9 protein-coding genes are annotated in these 17,503 nt (G+C 69.1%); 3 read left to right on the top strand and 6 right to left on the bottom strand.

What is annotated here, in order from left to right:
* Positions 1–189 precede the first annotated feature (189 nt).
* The 6 genes from U9R90_RS00210 to U9R90_RS00185 all read right to left on the bottom strand — a co-directional run bounded on the left by U9R90_RS00210 (position 190) and on the right by U9R90_RS00185 (position 10,491).
* Positions 190–1,509, bottom strand: coding sequence for a TIGR02679 family protein (locus U9R90_RS00210; RefSeq protein ID WP_411054305.1), 1,320 nt, complete (start codon positions 1,507–1,509; stop codon positions 190–192).
* Positions 1,506–5,744 (bottom strand): TIGR02680 family protein, encoded by a 4,239-nt coding sequence (locus U9R90_RS00205; RefSeq protein WP_411054299.1) that lies wholly within the window; start codon positions 5,742–5,744, stop codon positions 1,506–1,508. The genes U9R90_RS00210 and U9R90_RS00205 overlap by 4 nt, the downstream gene beginning before the upstream one ends.
* Positions 5,741–7,018, bottom strand: a complete 1,278-nt coding sequence (locus U9R90_RS00200) for a TIGR02678 family protein (protein WP_411054298.1) — start codon at positions 7,016–7,018, stop codon at positions 5,741–5,743. Before U9R90_RS00200 ends, U9R90_RS00205 begins: the two co-directional genes overlap by 4 nt.
* Positions 7,015–8,634 carry a DUF2397 domain-containing protein gene (locus U9R90_RS00195; protein WP_411054297.1) on the bottom strand — a complete coding sequence of 540 codons (1,620 nt, stop codon included), beginning with the start codon at positions 8,632–8,634 and terminating at the stop codon, positions 7,015–7,017. The genes U9R90_RS00200 and U9R90_RS00195 overlap by 4 nt, the downstream gene beginning before the upstream one ends.
* A 148-nt stretch (positions 8,635–8,782) precedes the next feature.
* Complete coding sequence (locus U9R90_RS00190) at positions 8,783–9,322, bottom strand: hypothetical protein (RefSeq protein ID WP_411054296.1); 540 nt, start codon at positions 9,320–9,322, stop codon at positions 8,783–8,785.
* Positions 9,319–10,491 (bottom strand): helix-turn-helix domain-containing protein, encoded by a 1,173-nt coding sequence (locus U9R90_RS00185; RefSeq protein WP_411054295.1) that lies wholly within the window; start codon positions 10,489–10,491, stop codon positions 9,319–9,321. Before U9R90_RS00185 ends, U9R90_RS00190 begins: the two co-directional genes overlap by 4 nt.
* A 481-nt stretch (positions 10,492–10,972) precedes the next feature.
* Between U9R90_RS00185 and U9R90_RS00180 the strand changes: the two genes are divergently transcribed.
* The 3 genes from U9R90_RS00180 (at position 10,973) to U9R90_RS00170 (ending at position 17,482) form a co-directional block, all read left to right on the top strand.
* Positions 10,973–12,847, top strand: a complete 1,875-nt coding sequence (locus tag U9R90_RS00180) for an ATP-binding protein (protein WP_411054294.1) — start codon at positions 10,973–10,975, stop codon at positions 12,845–12,847.
* 75 nt (positions 12,848–12,922) lie between these two features.
* Positions 12,923–14,092 carry an exonuclease SbcCD subunit D gene (locus U9R90_RS00175; protein ID WP_326726373.1) on the top strand — a complete coding sequence of 390 codons (1,170 nt, stop codon included), beginning with the start codon at positions 12,923–12,925 and terminating at the stop codon, positions 14,090–14,092.
* Positions 14,093–14,128: 36 nt separating this feature from the next.
* Positions 14,129–17,482 (top strand): AAA family ATPase, encoded by a 3,354-nt coding sequence (locus U9R90_RS00170; RefSeq protein WP_411054293.1) that lies wholly within the window; start codon positions 14,129–14,131, stop codon positions 17,480–17,482.
* Positions 17,483–17,503: the final 21 nt, after the last annotated feature.

Genomic DNA, 17,503 nt, shown 5'->3' with positions numbered 1-17,503 from the left:
CCCGTAGGCGCTGTGCGCGGCACTGGTCACCCCCCGGCACCGGTGTCGCTGAGCTGCACTTGAGTAGCCGTGCGTCGATCCGGGGCTGTTGGCCCCGTAGTCGCACCGGCCGTTCAAGTTGTGCACGACTGGGTTGTGTATACACCGCACCCCTCGGATACTGCGCGGGCAGTCGGCCGCAGATGGGCGTCACCTGGATGTAGCGTGACGCACGTCGTGTAGAAGTCGGTCCAGCTGTGCTTCTTCGTGAACGGCGAGGCCTCGTTGAGCCATTATGGCCTCAAGCTGCGGATCCCAGGGCGAGGGCGCAGGGGCCCCCGTCAGTGGGGTAAGTCGGTCGGCGGGCAGTTCTGCCAGTGCGTCGAGGTAGTCCGTGCTGTGCATGCGCCAGGGGCGAGCGCCCAGCCGGATCACCCGTTCAGCGATGGCGACGCCGGGCCAGTCGAAGTCGCCGTGGTAGGCGACGTCTGCTCCGCTGGCGACGAGCCGCCGCAGTAGTTCCCACCCCGCCGCAGACGGGTTGCCGCTGCCGCATACCAGGACGCCGGGCAGGCCATACCGTGCGGCTGCCTGAAGCACTTGCGGGTTCTCGCAGACATACACGGTTGCCTCCGGCACTGTCAGAGCGACATCGGGGACAGTGCGCAGCTCTTGAAGGGTCAGGTGCGTCACCAGCGACAGATCGTTGCGCGTGCGCATCATCATCGCCCAGGGATGGGTGCCGGGCGGGTCCAGCTTCCACACCATGACGGTTCCCGACAAGGTGTCTGTGCTGACGCCGACCCGCTCCCACAGCAGTCGGCGGCTTGCGGCCGAGTCGGGTGACGGCAGTGTGCAGGCTGCAGCAATGGCCTTGAGGACCAAAATGCCGGTGAGACGGCCCTCGTCGAGTCCGTGGGCGTCGCCGGTCGTGTGGGCGGCGAGTTCGCTCAGCTCCCACTGCTTCGCAGCCTCTGTTCCGGTTCCGGTCTGGGCGTGAAGGGGTGTGTTCGTCAGTGTGGCGATGGTGCGTACGGTGCTGCTGAGGGCGGTAGCGGCAGCTTCGATGCCGGCCCGGGTGAGGATGCCGGTGCTTCTCAACTCCCTGAGCCAGTCGACGATCCAGTCCGCGTGGGCCAGGTCTGCACGGGTGAGGTCGGCATCCAGCTGCTGCCAGAGCGAGGTCCACGCTGTCTGCTGTGCTTCTTTGGCCGACGTCCGGTCCTGCAGGGGCCGGCCGGTCAGCTCCGCCACGACGCTGACGAGGCCGCATTGGGCGGCCGATGCCCTCAAGGCCGCGTCCAGGGCGCCCAGTTGGATGCGGCGCAGGCCGGGCTCGAGCCGGGTGCCGAGCAGTCCTCCGAGTCGCTTGGCGCCTTCGGTGTCGAGTTGGGCCTGCACGGTGCCGGTGGGGGCCAGGCGGTTGCGCTCCAGCCGTTTGCGGGCCGCTGCCCACAGCGCGGTGAGGCTGGGGTCGTCGAGGTAGCTGCGGACGGGGGCGGGCAGCTGGGGGAGGGAATGAGGGGTCATGATGCGGCGTGCAGGTGGCGGTTGCGGCCGTCCCAGTGGACGTGCGTGGTCACGGCCGCTGTGCCTTCGGCGCGGCGCACTTCGTAGGTGTCCAGGGCGGGAACCTCGGCGAAGAATCCCCACAGGGCGTGGCCGGTCATGACGAAGTCGAGGTCCAGGCGGACCAGAAGCGCCATCAGTTCACCGATGGTCCGGTGGTCAACTTTAGCGAAGGCGTCGTCCAGGAGGATCAGCCGCAGGGCCCGGCCGGTGTCGGGCAGGCTGCTGAGATAGGCGTCGGCGGCGGCGAACAGGGTCACGTAGGACACGAAGCGGGTCTCGCCCTGCGAGAGCTTGGCCCGGCGGCTGATCTTGCGTTCCTGGCCCGGCTCGGGACCGGTGATGAAGGCGTCCACGACATGCCAGGCCCGGTAGTCGAGAGCCGTGTGCAGGTGGGTGGCGTATCCGGCCTGGGGGTCGTCGCTGTAGGCGGCGTCCACGAGTGCCTTGAGCCGGCTGATGAGTTCTTCGGACTCCGCTTCGCGCAGCACATGGACATCGTGTTTCATCAGCTCTTTGACCCGGGTGATGTGCTCGTTGGCCGAATCGGCCAGCCGCCAGCGGATCTTGACGCCGATGCCGTGACTGGTAGTGATGGGCTGCAGCGAGGCGTTCATCGCCTTGATCAGGCCTTCGGCCTCGAGGATGCGGTTGCGGAGTTCTTCGGCCATCCCGCCCAGGACGAAGTTGTGAAAGGCCGTGCGCTCACGCTGGGTCAGCGCGCTGCGGCCGCGATCGCGTCGTTCACGCAATTCGGCTGCGGCATCGGCGATGTGGCGCCGTCCGCCGGCATCTGTCAGCTCCACTACATGCAGGTCGTCCTCGATCGTGACGGTCACGTCATAGGCACCTGCGGTGTTGCGTTCCAGTACCGACTGGGCGCGTACCAGCGCGGTGGCATCGGCGGTGCTGTCCGGCCGCTGCACCGCTGCCCGGACCTCGCGCACCGCCGTCAGGACGTCGTCCGCACTGACGCTTGCCGACAGCAGCACCGCAGGAGCAACCGCGCCCGGAACCAGGGCCACGGCCAGGGCCGGATGGCTCAGGCGCCGGTGCAGCGCCTGGGCCTGCTGGACGAGAGCCGCCCGTGCTTCTTGTGCCTTCTCCCGGGCGCCCTGCGCCTTCTCCTTGGCCGCGGCCACCTGACCGGTCAGGGCGAGTACCCGGCTGTTGGTGCGCTGCAGGGTCTCCTTGGTCTGCTTCAGCTCCCGTTCGGCTGCGTCGAGACGGTCGTGCACCTCCTGCGGGCTGGATCCGAGGCTCTCGCGCAATGCGGCCAGCGCGGAGGCCTCCCGCGACCAGTCCAGGCCTGCCGCCTCGGCATGCCCCTCCGCCTCACTACGCCGGTCGCGGACGGTGCGCAGGCGTGCCAGCAGAAGCTGCCGACGGGCGAGATGCTTCTTGACCGCTTCGCCGGCGCGGTCCACATCCCGGCACATGGTCTGCGACTGCTCCGCACAAGCCTGCATGGTCCGCAGACCGTCTGCGTCGTCGGGCATTCCCAGGGCCGCACAGACCTCGCGGTGGCTGCGCCGGCGGGCTTCCCAGGCCCGCTGCATCCGCTGAGCCTCCTCCGCGAGCACGCCCGCTTGCCTGCGGCCGGCGACGGCGTCCGTGCGGGCTGAGGCAGCCTGCAGGCGCAACGTTGCGAGCTGCACGGAGCGCGGAGCCTCCACCAGGTGACTCTCCAGGTCCCGCAGCCCGGCCTCTAGGGCGTCCTGCTGCTCACTGCGCGCCTGCGCCGCCTGCTGCAACTGTTCGAGCAGTACGTCGATCTCGGCGAGACGGGCCGCGCGGGCGGCCGCCCGCGCCCTGGCGCCGATGTAGCGGGCGGTTGCAGGCAGATGACGTCCCGTCAGGGGACCGTTGCCCCACGAGCCGTCGGACGACACCCAGGTGGGGTGCCCCGGACGCAGGGCGATCTGATCCAGGACGGCGTTGACGCGCGCCACCTCCTTGCTATCGCTCCCGGCCGGGACCAGCAGTGTGCGCAGCGAGCGCAGTGCCGGGGGGCCGCCGGTCCCCAGCAGTAGCTGGCCGCTTTCGGCGACCACATCGCCGTCCTGCGTGAGTACGCCGTACAGCAGCCCCGAGGCCAACAGAGCGCCCTCCACGCCGGCCCGCACGGGTGCGTCGACCTCGGGACGGAACTCCAGCAGCTGCCACAGTGCCGGTGCACCGGCAGGCGGGCTGTCCAGCCAGTCGGGCACCGCCGGCGGCACATCCCGCTCCCGGCGCAGTTCGCTGGCTTCGGCCAGCAACTGCTCACGTTGGGCCTGTTCCTGCTGTGCCTGTGCGGCCAATGCTGCCGTCTGCTGTGCGTGCAGGGCCCGGGCAGGCGCGGCCACCTGGTGGGCGAGGGCATCCAGGCGGGCCAGTTCACGGTCGGCTTCCGGGCCGGCCGGCACATCACCAGCGAGGGCTTCGACATTGTCCAGGAGAGCGGCGACGGCCGTGCCGTGCCAGTCGACGTCGCCCAGCAGACGCTGCGAGCACGCGGATGCAGTCCAGGTCCGCCAGTCCACGGCCAGCTTCACTGCCGCTTCATCGCGTCTGGTTTCCGCCTGCTCTGCTTTGCCTTCAGCCGCGGCTGCGTCTTCGGCTGCGTCTTCGGCCCGGTCCTGTGCGCGCCGTACCTTCTCGAGGGAGGACGCCAGCTCCTTGGCCTCGCCGGCGCGCGCGGCTGCCTGCTGGGCCCGGGTGGCCGCGGCGGAGCGCAGCGCGGGGATCGCCGCGAGCAGTTCGTCGATTGTCGCGTTGATGTGGTCCGGGGCGGGGACGAGGCGCACTGCCGCCGGGCGGCTGACGGGCTCCGGGTCGGCATCCGCTGTGGTGCGCACCGGCTCCACCACGGGATCCGGCGGCCGCACCTCGATGCCCGTAGCAGCGGGCAGCGAGGTATTGAGACCTGCGCGGACCAGCAGTTCACCGGCCTGCTGGGCGATCTCGGCCGCCTCGGCCGCCGCGCTCTTGGTGTCCTGGGCCGCTTCGTTGCACGCGTCGGTGCTGCGCTGCTCTTCCTCGCGGGCCCCCTTGGCGGTGGCCATGGCGTTGCGGGCGGCCGCTTCCAGAGCCTGCAAGGTGCTGAGGCGTTCGCTGAGCTCCCGGGCAGCCTTATACGCGCTCGACTGCCGGATTCCGGCGACAGCTGCTTCCAACTCGTCGCGGTAGCCGTCCAGTTCACTGCTTTCGGCTACCGCATCGGCATGATCACGGACGAGCTGGACGTGTGTCTTCTCCCGCTCGGCGGCCGTCGCGTCGGTGTCCCGGGCCAGGACAGCCGCAGTCTGGGTGCGGTCACTGGCGGCGGTGCAGACGCCCGTGGCGTAGCGGGTGTAGACCCTGAGGAAGTCGGCGACGTGACCGTAGGCGGTTTCCAGCCGGGCCAGCGCGGCCCGGGTCTCTTCCAGCCCGTCGAGTTCCTCACCCGCTGTGGCGATGGCCTTGTCGGACAGCGGGGGCAGGGCGTCGGAAAGGATCTGGGGCAGGCGGCCTTCGTCGATGCGGTTGCCCACGTCGGGCGAGCGCAGCGTGTGCAGCAGCTGCAGCAGTCCCGTATACCGCTCGCGTCCCTGGTCGCCGTGGAGCCCGAAGACGGCCGTGCGTACCCGGTCGCGGTGAACGTCGGGAGATGAGGTCAGACGGTCCGCTCCGATGACGGCGGCCAGACCTTCTTTCGACAGCGGGACCCGGCTGGTGTCGAGCAGGACCAGGTCCTCATCGACCCGCAGAGGGGTGAGGAAGTACCAGGCCTTCGCCTCCGCGGCGCTGTGCGAGAAGCGGATCAGGGCGCCCGCGGTCAGGAACTCTGTGCGCTGCTCGCCGTCGGCGTCCTCCACGTCACGAGTGAGCTCCAGCCACACGTACCCGAGCCGGTTGGCCTGGCCGTCGCCGCCCGCCCGCATCAGGTCCTCCAGCCGGACCTTGCCGGAACCGGTGGCATCCATGCGGCGCCGGTCGGCGTCCAGGACGAACGGCAGCAGCATCTCCAAGGCCCGGGACTTGCCGGACCCGTTCGATCCCCGCAGTACCAGGCGGCCGCCTGAGAGATCGAAGCGCTGGTCGAAGTAGAACCAGACGTTGACGATTCCCGCCCGGTTCAGCCGCCACCGGTAGGGATGGGCCGCGCGGACGGGCGCTTGCCCGCCCGCGCGGCTGTCGGGTTTGCGTGGGCCGGGAAAGGCGAGGGCACTCACAGCGCCTCCCTGAGGAAGGACTCGGTGAACAGCACGTCGGAAGGCGGCGCGCCGGCAGCGTCGGGCGGTGTATCGGCCAACCGCCGGGCGGCGCGCGTCGGCTGGGCTTGCGGTTCGGGCCGGTAGCGGGCCGCTGCCGGATGCAGCACCAGTCCTTCGGGCAGGCTGCGGGCCAGCGACATGGATTCCAGCAGGGCCACGACCTCCTTCTGCAGACGTGCCGGATCGGCGATGTAGGCACCGGCCCAGGCCCTGGCGTAGCGCGAGGCCAGGCCGTCCAGTTCGCTGCGAACCGTGTCCCACGGCGTCAGCAGGCCTGGGACGTCTGCCGCAGCCCCGGGGACGTGGTGACCCGCCGCAGGCCGGGCCAGATCGGTCAGTGCATCGGTCAGCAACAGCGCTGCCTGGCGCACGGTGCCCGGTCCCGGATATGCCACATCACTGAGGGTTCCTTCGGTGTCATAGGCCAGAGCTCCCTCCGCCCTGACCTCCAGCGTCAGCCCGAAGTGCTCCTCCAGAAGGCGCGTCAGCTCCGAACGTTCCCGGGAGAGGACATCACGCTCGTCCTCCGGGAGCTCTTCCCGCTTCACCAGCGGGTTCTCCACCAGCCGGCGCCGCAGACTGCGCCGGGGCTCGGATGCCCCGCTCGGCAGCTGAGCCGTCAGGTCGGCCAGGGAGGCCACATTGCGCAACGGGCGGGGGAGCACGTGCGGCAGCAGGGGACGGTGGATCTGCAGCACACCTTCCTCGCGCCGTTCACTCCACGCGGACAGCGATCCGTCGGTCTCGGTCAGCACACCCCAGTCGATGAGAAGCCCAACGGCCTGGACCAGGCGGCGGTTTTCCGAGGGAGTGTCGCGCAGTTCGATACCGGCTGAGGCGGCATCGGCCCGTACCTGTTCGACCAGCGAGGAGATCAGCAGCCACTCCCCGGTACCGGGTGTGAGCAACGCGGCACAAGCCAGCGAGAACAGCGCATAGGTCTGCGGGGAGAAGGGCGGGCTGTCTCTCCGCTGGACGGGCCGCAACGGACTGTCCGGGCTCGGAGGCGTTTTCACCAGCCGGGCAAAGGAGGTCTCAACGATGAGGTGATAGCCCAGGAGCTTGGCGAAGGCGGACCGCAGCGCGGCGGAATGCCTGCGGACCACGGCCAGCTCGTCCGGTTGCCGTTGCGACGTCAGCACCGGGCAGGCCAGCAGGGTACGGGCTGCCAGGCGCCGCTCCGCCGCCTCGTGCTGAGCGGTGGAGCCGGCCAGCCTGTTGTCCACACTCACTGGACGCCTCCTGCGGCCGAGGGCGGCTGCTGGTCCTCTCCCGCGTCGGCAGCGATTTCGTCTGCCGCGCTCTCACCCGCTGCATCACCGGGTCGGGCCTCGTCGGCGGCCGAGGCTTTGAGAGCCAGACGCAAGAAGGTCGTGTCGCCGTCGTCCGATCTGATCACGGTGTCGGTATCCGACTCCGCAACGTCTACGGCGACGTTGAGATCGATGTCCTCCACGCGCACGGCTTGTGACGGGCTGAGTTCCTTGGCCAGTGCCATGGACACCAGTTCCAGCAGCAGATCACGGGCTGCCGGAGTGAGGTGCGCGCCGTCCAGCACACCGGCAGCGGCGAGTTCGGCTCCGGCCGTCCGCCGGGCCGCGAGTTCCTGGGCGGCCTCTTCCTGCAGACGGGTGATGTCCATGCCCGGGTCGGGCACCCGCGCGGTGCGTCCGCGCGCGGTGCGGTCGCCGCGCTCCCGCAAGGAGACCGGGACATCCACCGGGCCGGCGTCCCACCACGAGGTCGAAGCGGTGTCGCGGGGGTCGGCCTCCTCGGGCCCGAAACTCACATGACGCGCGGGGTAGGCGCCGAAGGCAGCCGAGAAGCCGCGGTGTGCCTCTTCGACACTGGCCTGCGCGAACAGGCCCGCCAGGTGCATCAGGTCGCTGCGCCTGGCTCCTCCGGTGCCGCCGGGGGTGAGCATGCGCCGCGCGTTGGTGAGCAACTGCCCCAGAGCGGACTCGGCCGCGGCCCGCAGCTGCGCCGGGCCGGACAAGCCGCCCTCGCCGCCGCTGTACCAGGCCTGCAGCTCCGCCCAATCGTTGTACTGCCGTCCCGGCAGCCGCTCGACGGGGGCGCCGTCCGCGGAAGCCAGGCCCGGCAGGCTGTCCAGGGCGTTCAGGACGTGGTCCAGGACCGGCTGGAGGTCGTCCAGGCATTTCAGGACCGCGGGGGAGTGCCGGGAGACGTCGGTGTCGATGAGGTGGACGTATTCCAGCAGCAGGCCCTTGAACGACGCGTACTCCTCACCGGCCAGGTCGTAGCGAACCAGCACGGACGACAGATATGCGTAGAAGTCGCGGATGCTGTCGGCGAAGTACGCCTGGTTGGTGAAGACGGTCGTGACATCGGCCGCCAGGGCCTGGGCGTCGATGGTGCGGGGATGGCGTGCCTGGCGGAGGATCTTCGACAGCAACACGGCCATGCTGCCGAGCAGTTCGCGGGCCACCTCCCGTGCCCCGTCGCGCATCTGCAGGACCTTGGTGACCTGCCGGTGGACCGTGCCGCCGAGCCGGGTGACCTGGAAACGGGCCCGGGTGTGGCGCAGCGCGGCGACTGTGGGGACACGGGGGTCGCGCGCGGAGGGCATGAGGTTCTTCCAGCGGACCAGGCTGGCGCAGCGGGCCTCCGCATCCTCCGGGGACAGGGCGATACCGCGTTTCGCCAGTGCCTCGCTGACCTCCGCGGCGGACAGATCGGTCAGCAGTGTCTGCGTGAACTGGTCCATGATGGCGAGGTATTCGGTCGCATTATCGACATTGTCGACCGTGACATACCTGAAGAGATCGCGCCGCTCGTCTGACTGGTCCTCGGGGCTGTCTTCGCCCCCGAAGTAGCCTTCCTCCACTCCCGTCCCCCTCAGGCTGTTTCTGGGCCGCAAGGGGCCAGGAAGGTACCGATAGTCAGATTAGGGCGGGAAGCCCTCGCTTCCTGGCGATCGATCGCCAAGGACCGAAAATGATCGAATTTTGACAGAGTGTCAGCCCGGAGACGGACTAGCGGAGCAGGCCGGAGGGATCGTCCGGTATCGCGAGATGCCGGCCCGCGTCCCGCATCTGCCGCAGGAGCTTGTAGCCGTCGGTGTGGGTGATGTCGCCCGTGCTGCATCCATGGGCCATCACATCCTGCGTCTCCAGCGTGGTGATGCCCTGGCGCCGGGCGTGATCGCACGCCGCGCGGTCGTCGCTGAGCCAGAAGGAACTCCTGAAGTCCGGCCAGAGCTGGATGACGTGCAGTGTTTGGGCCTCTCCCAGATGCTGCAACGGTGCACTGGCGGAGCCGCCGAACGCGGCCCTGCGCACGCGTTCGACCAGGTCGGCTTCGGAGTCCTGGATTTCCAGAGGTTCCCCGAGCCATCCGTCGGCGGCTACGTCGGCGAGCCGGGCGTAGGAGCTCTGGGCCGACCTCTTCGCTTCGTAGGCGACGGCTTCTGTCCACCGCCCCCGTCCGTTGAGGATGCTCTCGAGCAGCCCGAGGGCGTCGACGGAGGCGAAGTTGCACAGCACCGTGTTGTCGGGAAGCCACCATGAGGTCACGGGAAGAAGGCCAGTTCTGCAGGGCCGGATACCGGGGCGTCGGGCTGCGGGGCCCCTTCCGGAGCACCGGGGCCCGGATGGAAGAGATCCAGCAGCCGGGCGGAGTCCATTCCGGTCACGGTGGCGACGAGCCGAATACTGATGTCGCCCCTCACGTAGGCGGAGATGGCCAGTTTGGCCAGGCTGGCGGAGTACCAGCCGTCACTGGCCTGCTGGGCGTACCGCAGGTGCCGGCCGGGGTCTCCCGCGTGCAGTGCCGCCATGCGGGTGGTGGCGGCCGACCACGAGCGGCGCTGTTCGTCGGTGATGATGCCGAGCGCACGCAGTCGTGTTGCCATCGCGCTGGGGGAGACCTGGTACTCCCAGGACAGGGAGAGCAGTCCTTCTTTGTCCAGGCTCCCTGCGTCGGCGGCGCTCTGCACCAGTTCCTTGTGCGGCATGAGCAGTTCGGCGGCGAACGCATTGGCCCTGATCTCTGCCTGGCCTTGATCGACGCTGGGGGCGACGTGTTCGGTCAGGGGGCGGTCGGTGGCGTCGCCGGCCAGGATGTGGCCCAACTCGTGGGCAAGGGTGAAGCGCTGGCGCGTCCACACATCCGTGCGGCCGACCAGCACAAGACGGAAGTCACCGGCGTCCCACGACAGCCCGTCCAGGCCGTCGGGAAGGTCGGTGGCCGCGGCGACGAGGCCGAAGGCCTTCTCCCATTGTTCGGCGAGCCCTCGCGCGGTGACCCCGCGCGGACTGAGGCCGATCACGGCGGAGGCGTCTTCGGCCAGCCGGGCCCCCTGCGTGAGGAGATCGGGCTCACTGCACACCGAGAGGAGCTCCGGCCAAGCCAGGTGGTGTCCAACGGCGGCCAGAGCATCGATGATCTCGGCATGGCGGAGCGCCGCCGCCTTACTGTCGTCCGGCGCTGTCACGCCGCCCCCACGGGTGCGGGCGGCCAGCGCTGTGGCCCTGCGCGGCTCGGTGCCGTGCAGCAGCCAGTCGACCGTGGTGTGTCCTTCTTCGGCGATGAGTGCCAGTTCCAGAGAGGTGAAACGCCGTGTGCCGTTGAGGGATTTGCTGAGTTTGTCGGCGGACATTCCTATGCGCCGCGCGAACTCCGCCTGGTGGTCGCCGACGCCCTCGAGTACCTGGCGCACTCGCGCGTTCAACGATTCCGTCATTACTCCACCGTAAGCAGGCGTTGCGAAAATCGCAATGAGTTGATCATGGCTGGTCCGATGCAGGTTGTCCGCAAGGCCCGCACCGAGGAAGCCCTTGACTTCCATCCATGCCCTCGTCCGCGGCCCCGCGTGCGCCACCGATGCGCCGCGCACTACAGGTGACCTCCATGATCATTCCTCTCGGGTCGGCGCACGCCCCGCCCGGCATCGCGGCACCGTGATCGCCTGGCTCTTGGATCCCGGCGCGGCGCCAGACGCGCTGCCGCGCCCTGTCAGGAGATCGGACGCCGCCGCACTCGCGCACTCAGCGCACAGCCCTCGGTCCTCCGATTTCCCTCCGCTATCGACAAAGCCACCCGCAGCAGGCATCCCGTTAGTTACGGTCTGTACTCACAGATAGCACCCGACGTTTGTGCCCCGACCGGTGTCCACCGCCAGTCGGCAGTGCCCGACACCGCAAGACTGATCCAGGGAACGGCCGATGACCGACACCGACTCCGAGCCCCACAGCGCCGACAGCACCGTATTCGGCAGTGTCTCCTCACCCGCGACCAGCCAGCAGTCACCTGCAGGCCTCCTGGCCAGCGGCGACGCCGAAGAGGAGGTAGGGAAGGTCGCCGGCACAGAGGACTCCACTCCTTTGAAGTTCCACGTCGCTCTTTCCCCTGATGCTTACCTGCAGCTTGACGACGTGGTCAGCACCCGGCGGGAGATCCCCGGGCGCGGCACAGTCGTCACCTCCGGCGTGGTGACCGAGGTGGTTGCCCGCCACGAGGGTGCCGCGTTCGGCTCAGATGTGTTCCTCATCGCCGACGGAATCCTGCCGGCAAACGTGCAGGAGATCGCCGAGGTCACGACCACCCGCGTCGACCCCGAGTGCTACGTCCCGCCACGCCCCGGCGAAGTCGCCATCCGGGCCGCAGGCACTGCCCGGGACGCCGCCCTGTACTTCGACCGGATGGACGCGCGCGTCCCCGCCGGCATCGGCCGTGACGGCGAACCGATCTATCTCAACCTCGAATTCCTTGACGGCACCCGCGGCGCCCACGTGTCGATCTCGGGCATCTCAGGGGTGGCAACCAAGACCAGCTTCGCGCTGTTTTTGCTGCACTCGCTGTTCACCTCGGGTGCCCTGGGCGCCCGCGCGGTCAACGCCAAGGCCCTGATCTTCTCGGTCAAGGGCGAGGACCTGCTGTTCGTCGACCAGCCCAACGCCCGCCTCGACGACACTCTGCGTGCCGCGTACGCCCAACTCGGCTTGCCCGCACGCCCCTTCGCCTCGGCTGGCTTCTACGCCCCGCCACTGCCTGGTGACACCACCGGCCGCCCCCACGTCACCGGCAGGACCAGCGGCGTCACCGCTTTCTGGTGGACCCTGGCCGAGTTCTGCGAACGCGAGCTGCTGCCCTACGTGTTCGCGGACACCGAAGACGAGAAGAACCAGTACACGATCGTCGTGCACCAGGTCACCAGTCGGCTGCGCCGCGAGGCCCAGGCCGCCGGGAACGACGGCGCGGTCGCCGTCGACGGAACCATCCTCCGCACCTGGGCGGAGATGATCGACTTCATCTGCGACAAGGTCACCGACGACCTCACCCGCCCGGACTGGGCGGGCCCAGCCATCGGCCTGGGCACGGTGAATGCGTTCGTGCGACGGTTGCGGTCGTCCCAGAGGCCGCTCGGGCCCTTGCTGCGCGGCGACCTGAGCACGGTCACCGACCGCCCGGTTGCGCACTCCATCGACACCTCGCAGCAACAGGTCACCGTGGTGGACCTGCACAACCTGCCGGAACGGGCCCAACGGTTCGTCGTCGGTGTCGTGCTGGCCGCGGAGACCGACCGCAAGGAGCAAGCCGGCCCGGGCGGGCTGCTGTTCACAATGGTCGACGAGCTCAACAAGTACGCCCCCCGCGAGGGCTCCTCTCCGATCAAGGACGTACTGCTGGACATCGCCGAACGCGGGCGCTCACTCGGCATCATCCTCATCGGCGCCCAGCAGACCGCCTCCGAGGTGGAACGGCGCATCGTGTCGAACTCCTCGATCAAGATCGTCGGCCGGCTCGACGCCGCCGAGGCCGGCCGGCCCGAGTACGGTTTTCTGCCCGCCTCGCAGCGCCAGCGCGCCACGCTCGCCAGGCCCGGCACCATGTTCGTCTCCCAACCCGAGATCCCGGTGCCCCTGGCCGTCGAATTCCCCTTCCCTGCCTGGGCCACCCGCCTCTCCGAGGTAGCCGCCCCCACCTTCACCACCAGCAGCGCGGCGCGACCGGACCCGTTCAGCAGGCTGCCCCAGGCCGAGAGCGATCCGTGGCCCGACGACACTGACGACGGCGCCATCGACGAGCCGCCTTACTGACGCCCTCCACCTCCCTCCTCGGTGCGCCAACGCGCCACGCTGCTCTGCCTCAGCCACCCGAAAAGGACCCACGCCGTGAAGTTCCTTCACACCTCCGACTGGCACGTCGGCAAAACCCTCAAGGGCCGCAACCGGCTCGAGGAGCAGACACGCGTCCTGCGAGAGATCACCCAGATCGCGATCGACAACGACGTCGACGCCGTCCTCATAGCCGGCGATATCTACGAAAACGCCGCGCCGACCGCGGACGCCCAGAAGCTGATCGTGCGTACCCTGCTGCACCTGGCCAAGCAGAACATCGAAGTCGTCGTCATCGCCGGCAACCACGACCACGGCGCCACATTCGAGGCCTACCGGCCGCTGATGGACGTCGCCGGCATCCACGTCTATGGACAGGCCAGACCGGCCACCAAGGGCGGCGTGCACACCTTCCGCGCCAAGTCCACCAACGAGGCCGTCAACGTCGCCGTCCTGCCGTTCCTCTCCCAGCGCTACGCCGTCCGTGCCGCGGAGATCATCGCCAACACTCCGTCGCAGAACGTCGGCGCTTACGACCAACTCGTCCGCGATGTCCTCGCCAATCTGACCGGGGCGTTCACCCCGGACGCCGTCAACATCATCATGGCCCACCTGACCTGCACCGGCGGCGCCTTCGGCGGCGGTGAGCGACCCGCCCAATCGATCATGGAATACCATGTGCCCGCCGCCATCTTCCCCGTCGAGGCCCACTACGTGGCCCTGGGGCACTTGCACCGTCGGCAGCAGATCCCTGCCGCCTGCCCGGTGCACTACAGCGGCTCCCCCTACGCCGTCGACTTCGGCGAGCAGAACAACTCCCACGTCGTCTGCCTCGTCGAGGCAACCCCCGGCACCCCCGCAGAGATCACCGACATCCCTGTCACGACCGGCCGCCGACTGCGCACCGTCGAGGGAACCGTCGCCCAGCTGACCGCCGACCCCGCCGGCTACGGCGAGGACTACCTCAGACTCGTCGTCACCCAGCCCGCCTACGCCGGCATGCGCGACGACCTGTACGACGTCCTTCCCAACGCCCTTCAGATCCTCATCCACCCCGATCATGCGAGCACCGGCGCCACGGCAGGGATCGGCGTCGACCAGCCGGTCAAGACGCCTGCGCAGCTGTTTGCCGACTACTGCCACAGCGTCGGCGTCAGCGACGACCGGGTCACGGCTTTGTTCAATCAGCTGCACGACGACCTCACCCGCTCGACCACCCGACCCTGAAGCCCCAGGCCTGCACCCGCCCGAAGGAATCCTCAGATGCGTCCCGTTCGTCTGGAGCTCAACGGCTTCGCCGGCTTCCGTGCCCCCACCGTGGTCGACTTCACCGACACCGACTACTTCGCCCTCGTCGGCCCCACCGGTTCAGGCAAGTCCACCATCCTCGACGCGCTGACGTTCGCCCTGTACGGCTCGGCCTACCGGTGGGGACGCAGCAACGCCATCTCCTACGCCCTCGCCCCCACGAGCAACCGCTGCACGGTCTCACTTACCTTCGACGTCGGATCACAGCGCTACCAGGTCGCCCGCGAAGTCCGCCGCACCGGCCAGCAGATCCAGCAGAAGGCCGTCAGCCTGGTGCAGTTCACCGACCCCACCGCAGTCGCCGTCGAGGCAGACGGACCACAGCCGGAAGTACTGGCCGGGGAGATCAAAGAACTAAACCCCGCCATCGAGCAGTTGCTCGGCCTGTCCTTCGACGACTTCTGCCAGTGCGTCGTCCTGCCCCAGGGCGACTTCGCCCGGTTCCTGTCCGCCAGCGCCCGCGACCGCCAGCAAATCCTGCTCAAACTCCTCGGCGCCGCCCAATACGAAGGCATCGGCAAACGCGCCAGCGCCCAGGCAGACCAAGCAGCCAAAGAGATCGAGGTCCTCAACGACCAGCTGAGCCGCCACGCCGACGCCACCCCCGAAGCCGAGGCCACCGCACAGGCGCGTGTCGAGGCGCTCGAACAACTGGCCGTCACCGTCGACCAACTCGTGCCCCGTGTCACCGAGGCACACACCCGCGCACACGATGCCGACGCTCGAGCCGACAAGCTACGCAACGAGACCGATCTGCTGACCTCCATCCGCACCCCCGATGGCATCGAAGAGCTGCAACGCCATGCCACACAGGCACAGATAGAGGCCCGGCAAACCCGTGACGCCGCCGACGCAGCCGCTCAGACCCTCTCCGACGCCACCAAAGAGGCTCAGTCCGGCCCTCAGCGCACCGACCTGACCTTCACCCGCGACCGGTACACCGAGAAGGCAGGCCTGGTCGCGCGCCGCGACGGCGTGATCGCCGATGCCCAGCGCGCCCAAGACGAGCTAGCGCAATGCGAAGGCCGGCGGAAGGCAGCGGCGGACGCCGTCTCCAAGGCCCGGCGCAGTACCGAGGAAACCCGTGAGCGCCGCGATCAGATCCGGCAGACGCACGTAAAACTGCAGCATCGTCAACAACAGCTGGCCGCCGTCCGCACCCCCGATGGCGTCACCGACCTGACCAGCCGCGCAGCAGCTCGCTCCAGCGAGGCCGAAGCCGTCGCCGGGCAGCTGGCCGAGGCCCGGGACCGGCACGAACAGGCCTCCCGCGCGCTTACCGCCGCCGGCGATGGCAGTCGGCTCACGGACGCGCACCACACGCTGGACGAACTCCTCGACGTCATCGCCTTGCTCACGGACGCCACCAGCGAGCTGGACGAGTGTGCCGAGGTGACCAGCCGAGCTGAGGAGTCGGTGGCTGGCGCACAAGTGCGCCTGGACGCGGCTACAGCCACGCTCGAGAAGGCCCGAGCCCTTGCCGGTGCCGCGCAGCTGCGCCCCCAGCTTCAGGTGGGCCACGCCTGCCTGGTCTGCGAGCAGAACGTCACCACCCTCCCGCCCCCGCTGTCCGACCCCGCTCTCCACGCAGCCCAGGCGGCGCATGCCGTTGCCGCAGACGAACACCGTGACCTGCTGACCCGATACGAGGACGCCAAGGCCACGGTCGCCGACAAACAGCGGGCCATGGACGGACTGACCACGCAGCGCACCCTGCACGACAAGAGGCTGGGCACGCTGCTGCCCGACCGCCCCACCGGCATCGACCGCGACTGCGACGCCGACCGCGCCCACCTCGACGAACTCACCACCTCCCGCGACCAGCTGACTGCCGATGAGCAGCAGGCGCGTGACGCAGTACAGATAGCCGAAACCGCGCACGAGTCCGCCGCGTCGGCGGCCGCCGCACTGCAGCGAGAACTCGACCGGGCCCGCAGCACCCTGCACTCGACACTGGGCACGGTGGCCGCTCTCGGTCCGCCGGCCCTCGACACCGACGACCTGACCGCGGCCTGGACCGATCTGGAGACCTGGGCCCGCACCCAGACCGCCACCGCAGACCGCGACCTCGCAGCCGCCGCAGCCGAAACAACCGACGCCGAAAAGGCCCACTCGGACGCGACCAATGCGCTGGATGCAGCCGACCGCGCGCAGGTCGACGCCCAGGCTGCCCACACCGCAGCCGTTCGGGACGCCGCAACCGCCGACCTCGAGCAGACCACCCTGACCGACCGCCTGAGCGAACTGGACACACTCCTGGGACAGGCGCCGCCCGAAGACAAGCTGCCGGCTCTCTTCGAGGAATGCACCCGCCTTGAAGAGGCCGTGAAGACAGCCACCACCGAGGCCGGCCGCACACGCGACACAGCCAAGACAGCGGCGGCCGAGCAGGAACAGTGGCAAGAGCGCACCACGAGTGCCCGATCCGCATTGACAGCCGCCCGGGACGCAGTGGCGGCACTCAACCCACCGAGCCTCGACACCGCCGACCTCGCCGCCGCCTGGGCCACCCTGACCGGCTGGGCCGACCGTGGGGTTAGCGACCGGCAGGTCACCACCGTGCGTGCAGATTCCGACGCTCAGACCGCCCACGACGAAGCTGACCAGCTCCTGGGCCGCCTGGAGGTTCTCCTGCGCGATATCGGCCTGGATTCCCACGACCTCGGCGACGGCCCGGGGCGTGCCGCACAGACTCCGCGAGTGGTGGCGGTCGCAGCCGAACGCGCCCGGGGCCAGGTGGAAATGATCCAACGCAGCCTCGCCGACGCCGCCTCGATACGAGACACGATCGATACCGCCCGCACCCGGCAACAAGTGGCCGCCGAGCTGGCCCGGCTGATGCGGTCTACCAAGTTCCCTCAGTGGCTCGCCAACTCAGCCCTCGACACTCTGGTCGCCGGCGCCTCCCAGTCACTACGCCAGCTGTCAGGCGACCGCTTCGACCTCAGCCACCAAAAGGGCGAGTTCTACGTCATCGATCGCTTCGATGCCGATTCCTCGCGCTCAGTGCGTACCCTGTCCGGCGGCGAAACATTCCAGGCCAGCCTGGCCCTCGCACTGGCCCTCTCCGACCAGCTGGCCGGCCTGGGCGGCGCTACGAAACTGGAGTCCATCTTCCTCGACGAAGGGTTCGGCACCCTCGACGCCGAGTCGCTCCAGACCGTCGCCGACACCCTGCAAAACCTCTCTCTGGGAGAGCGGATGGTCGGAGTGATCACCCACGTCACCGCACTCGCCGAACAGATCCCGGTCCAGTTTCACGTCCAGCGCGATACCCGCACCTCCACCGTCACCCGGCAGGGCACATGACCAGCGCAGCACAGGCTTCCC

The organism is Streptomyces sp. E11-3 (genome assembly GCF_046540415.1).
In the GTDB taxonomy this organism is placed as follows: Bacteria; Actinomycetota; Actinomycetes; order Streptomycetales; family Streptomycetaceae; genus Streptomyces.
The sequence above is the reverse complement of the archived record's forward strand: the minus strand, read 5'-3'. Positions and strand labels throughout refer to the sequence as shown.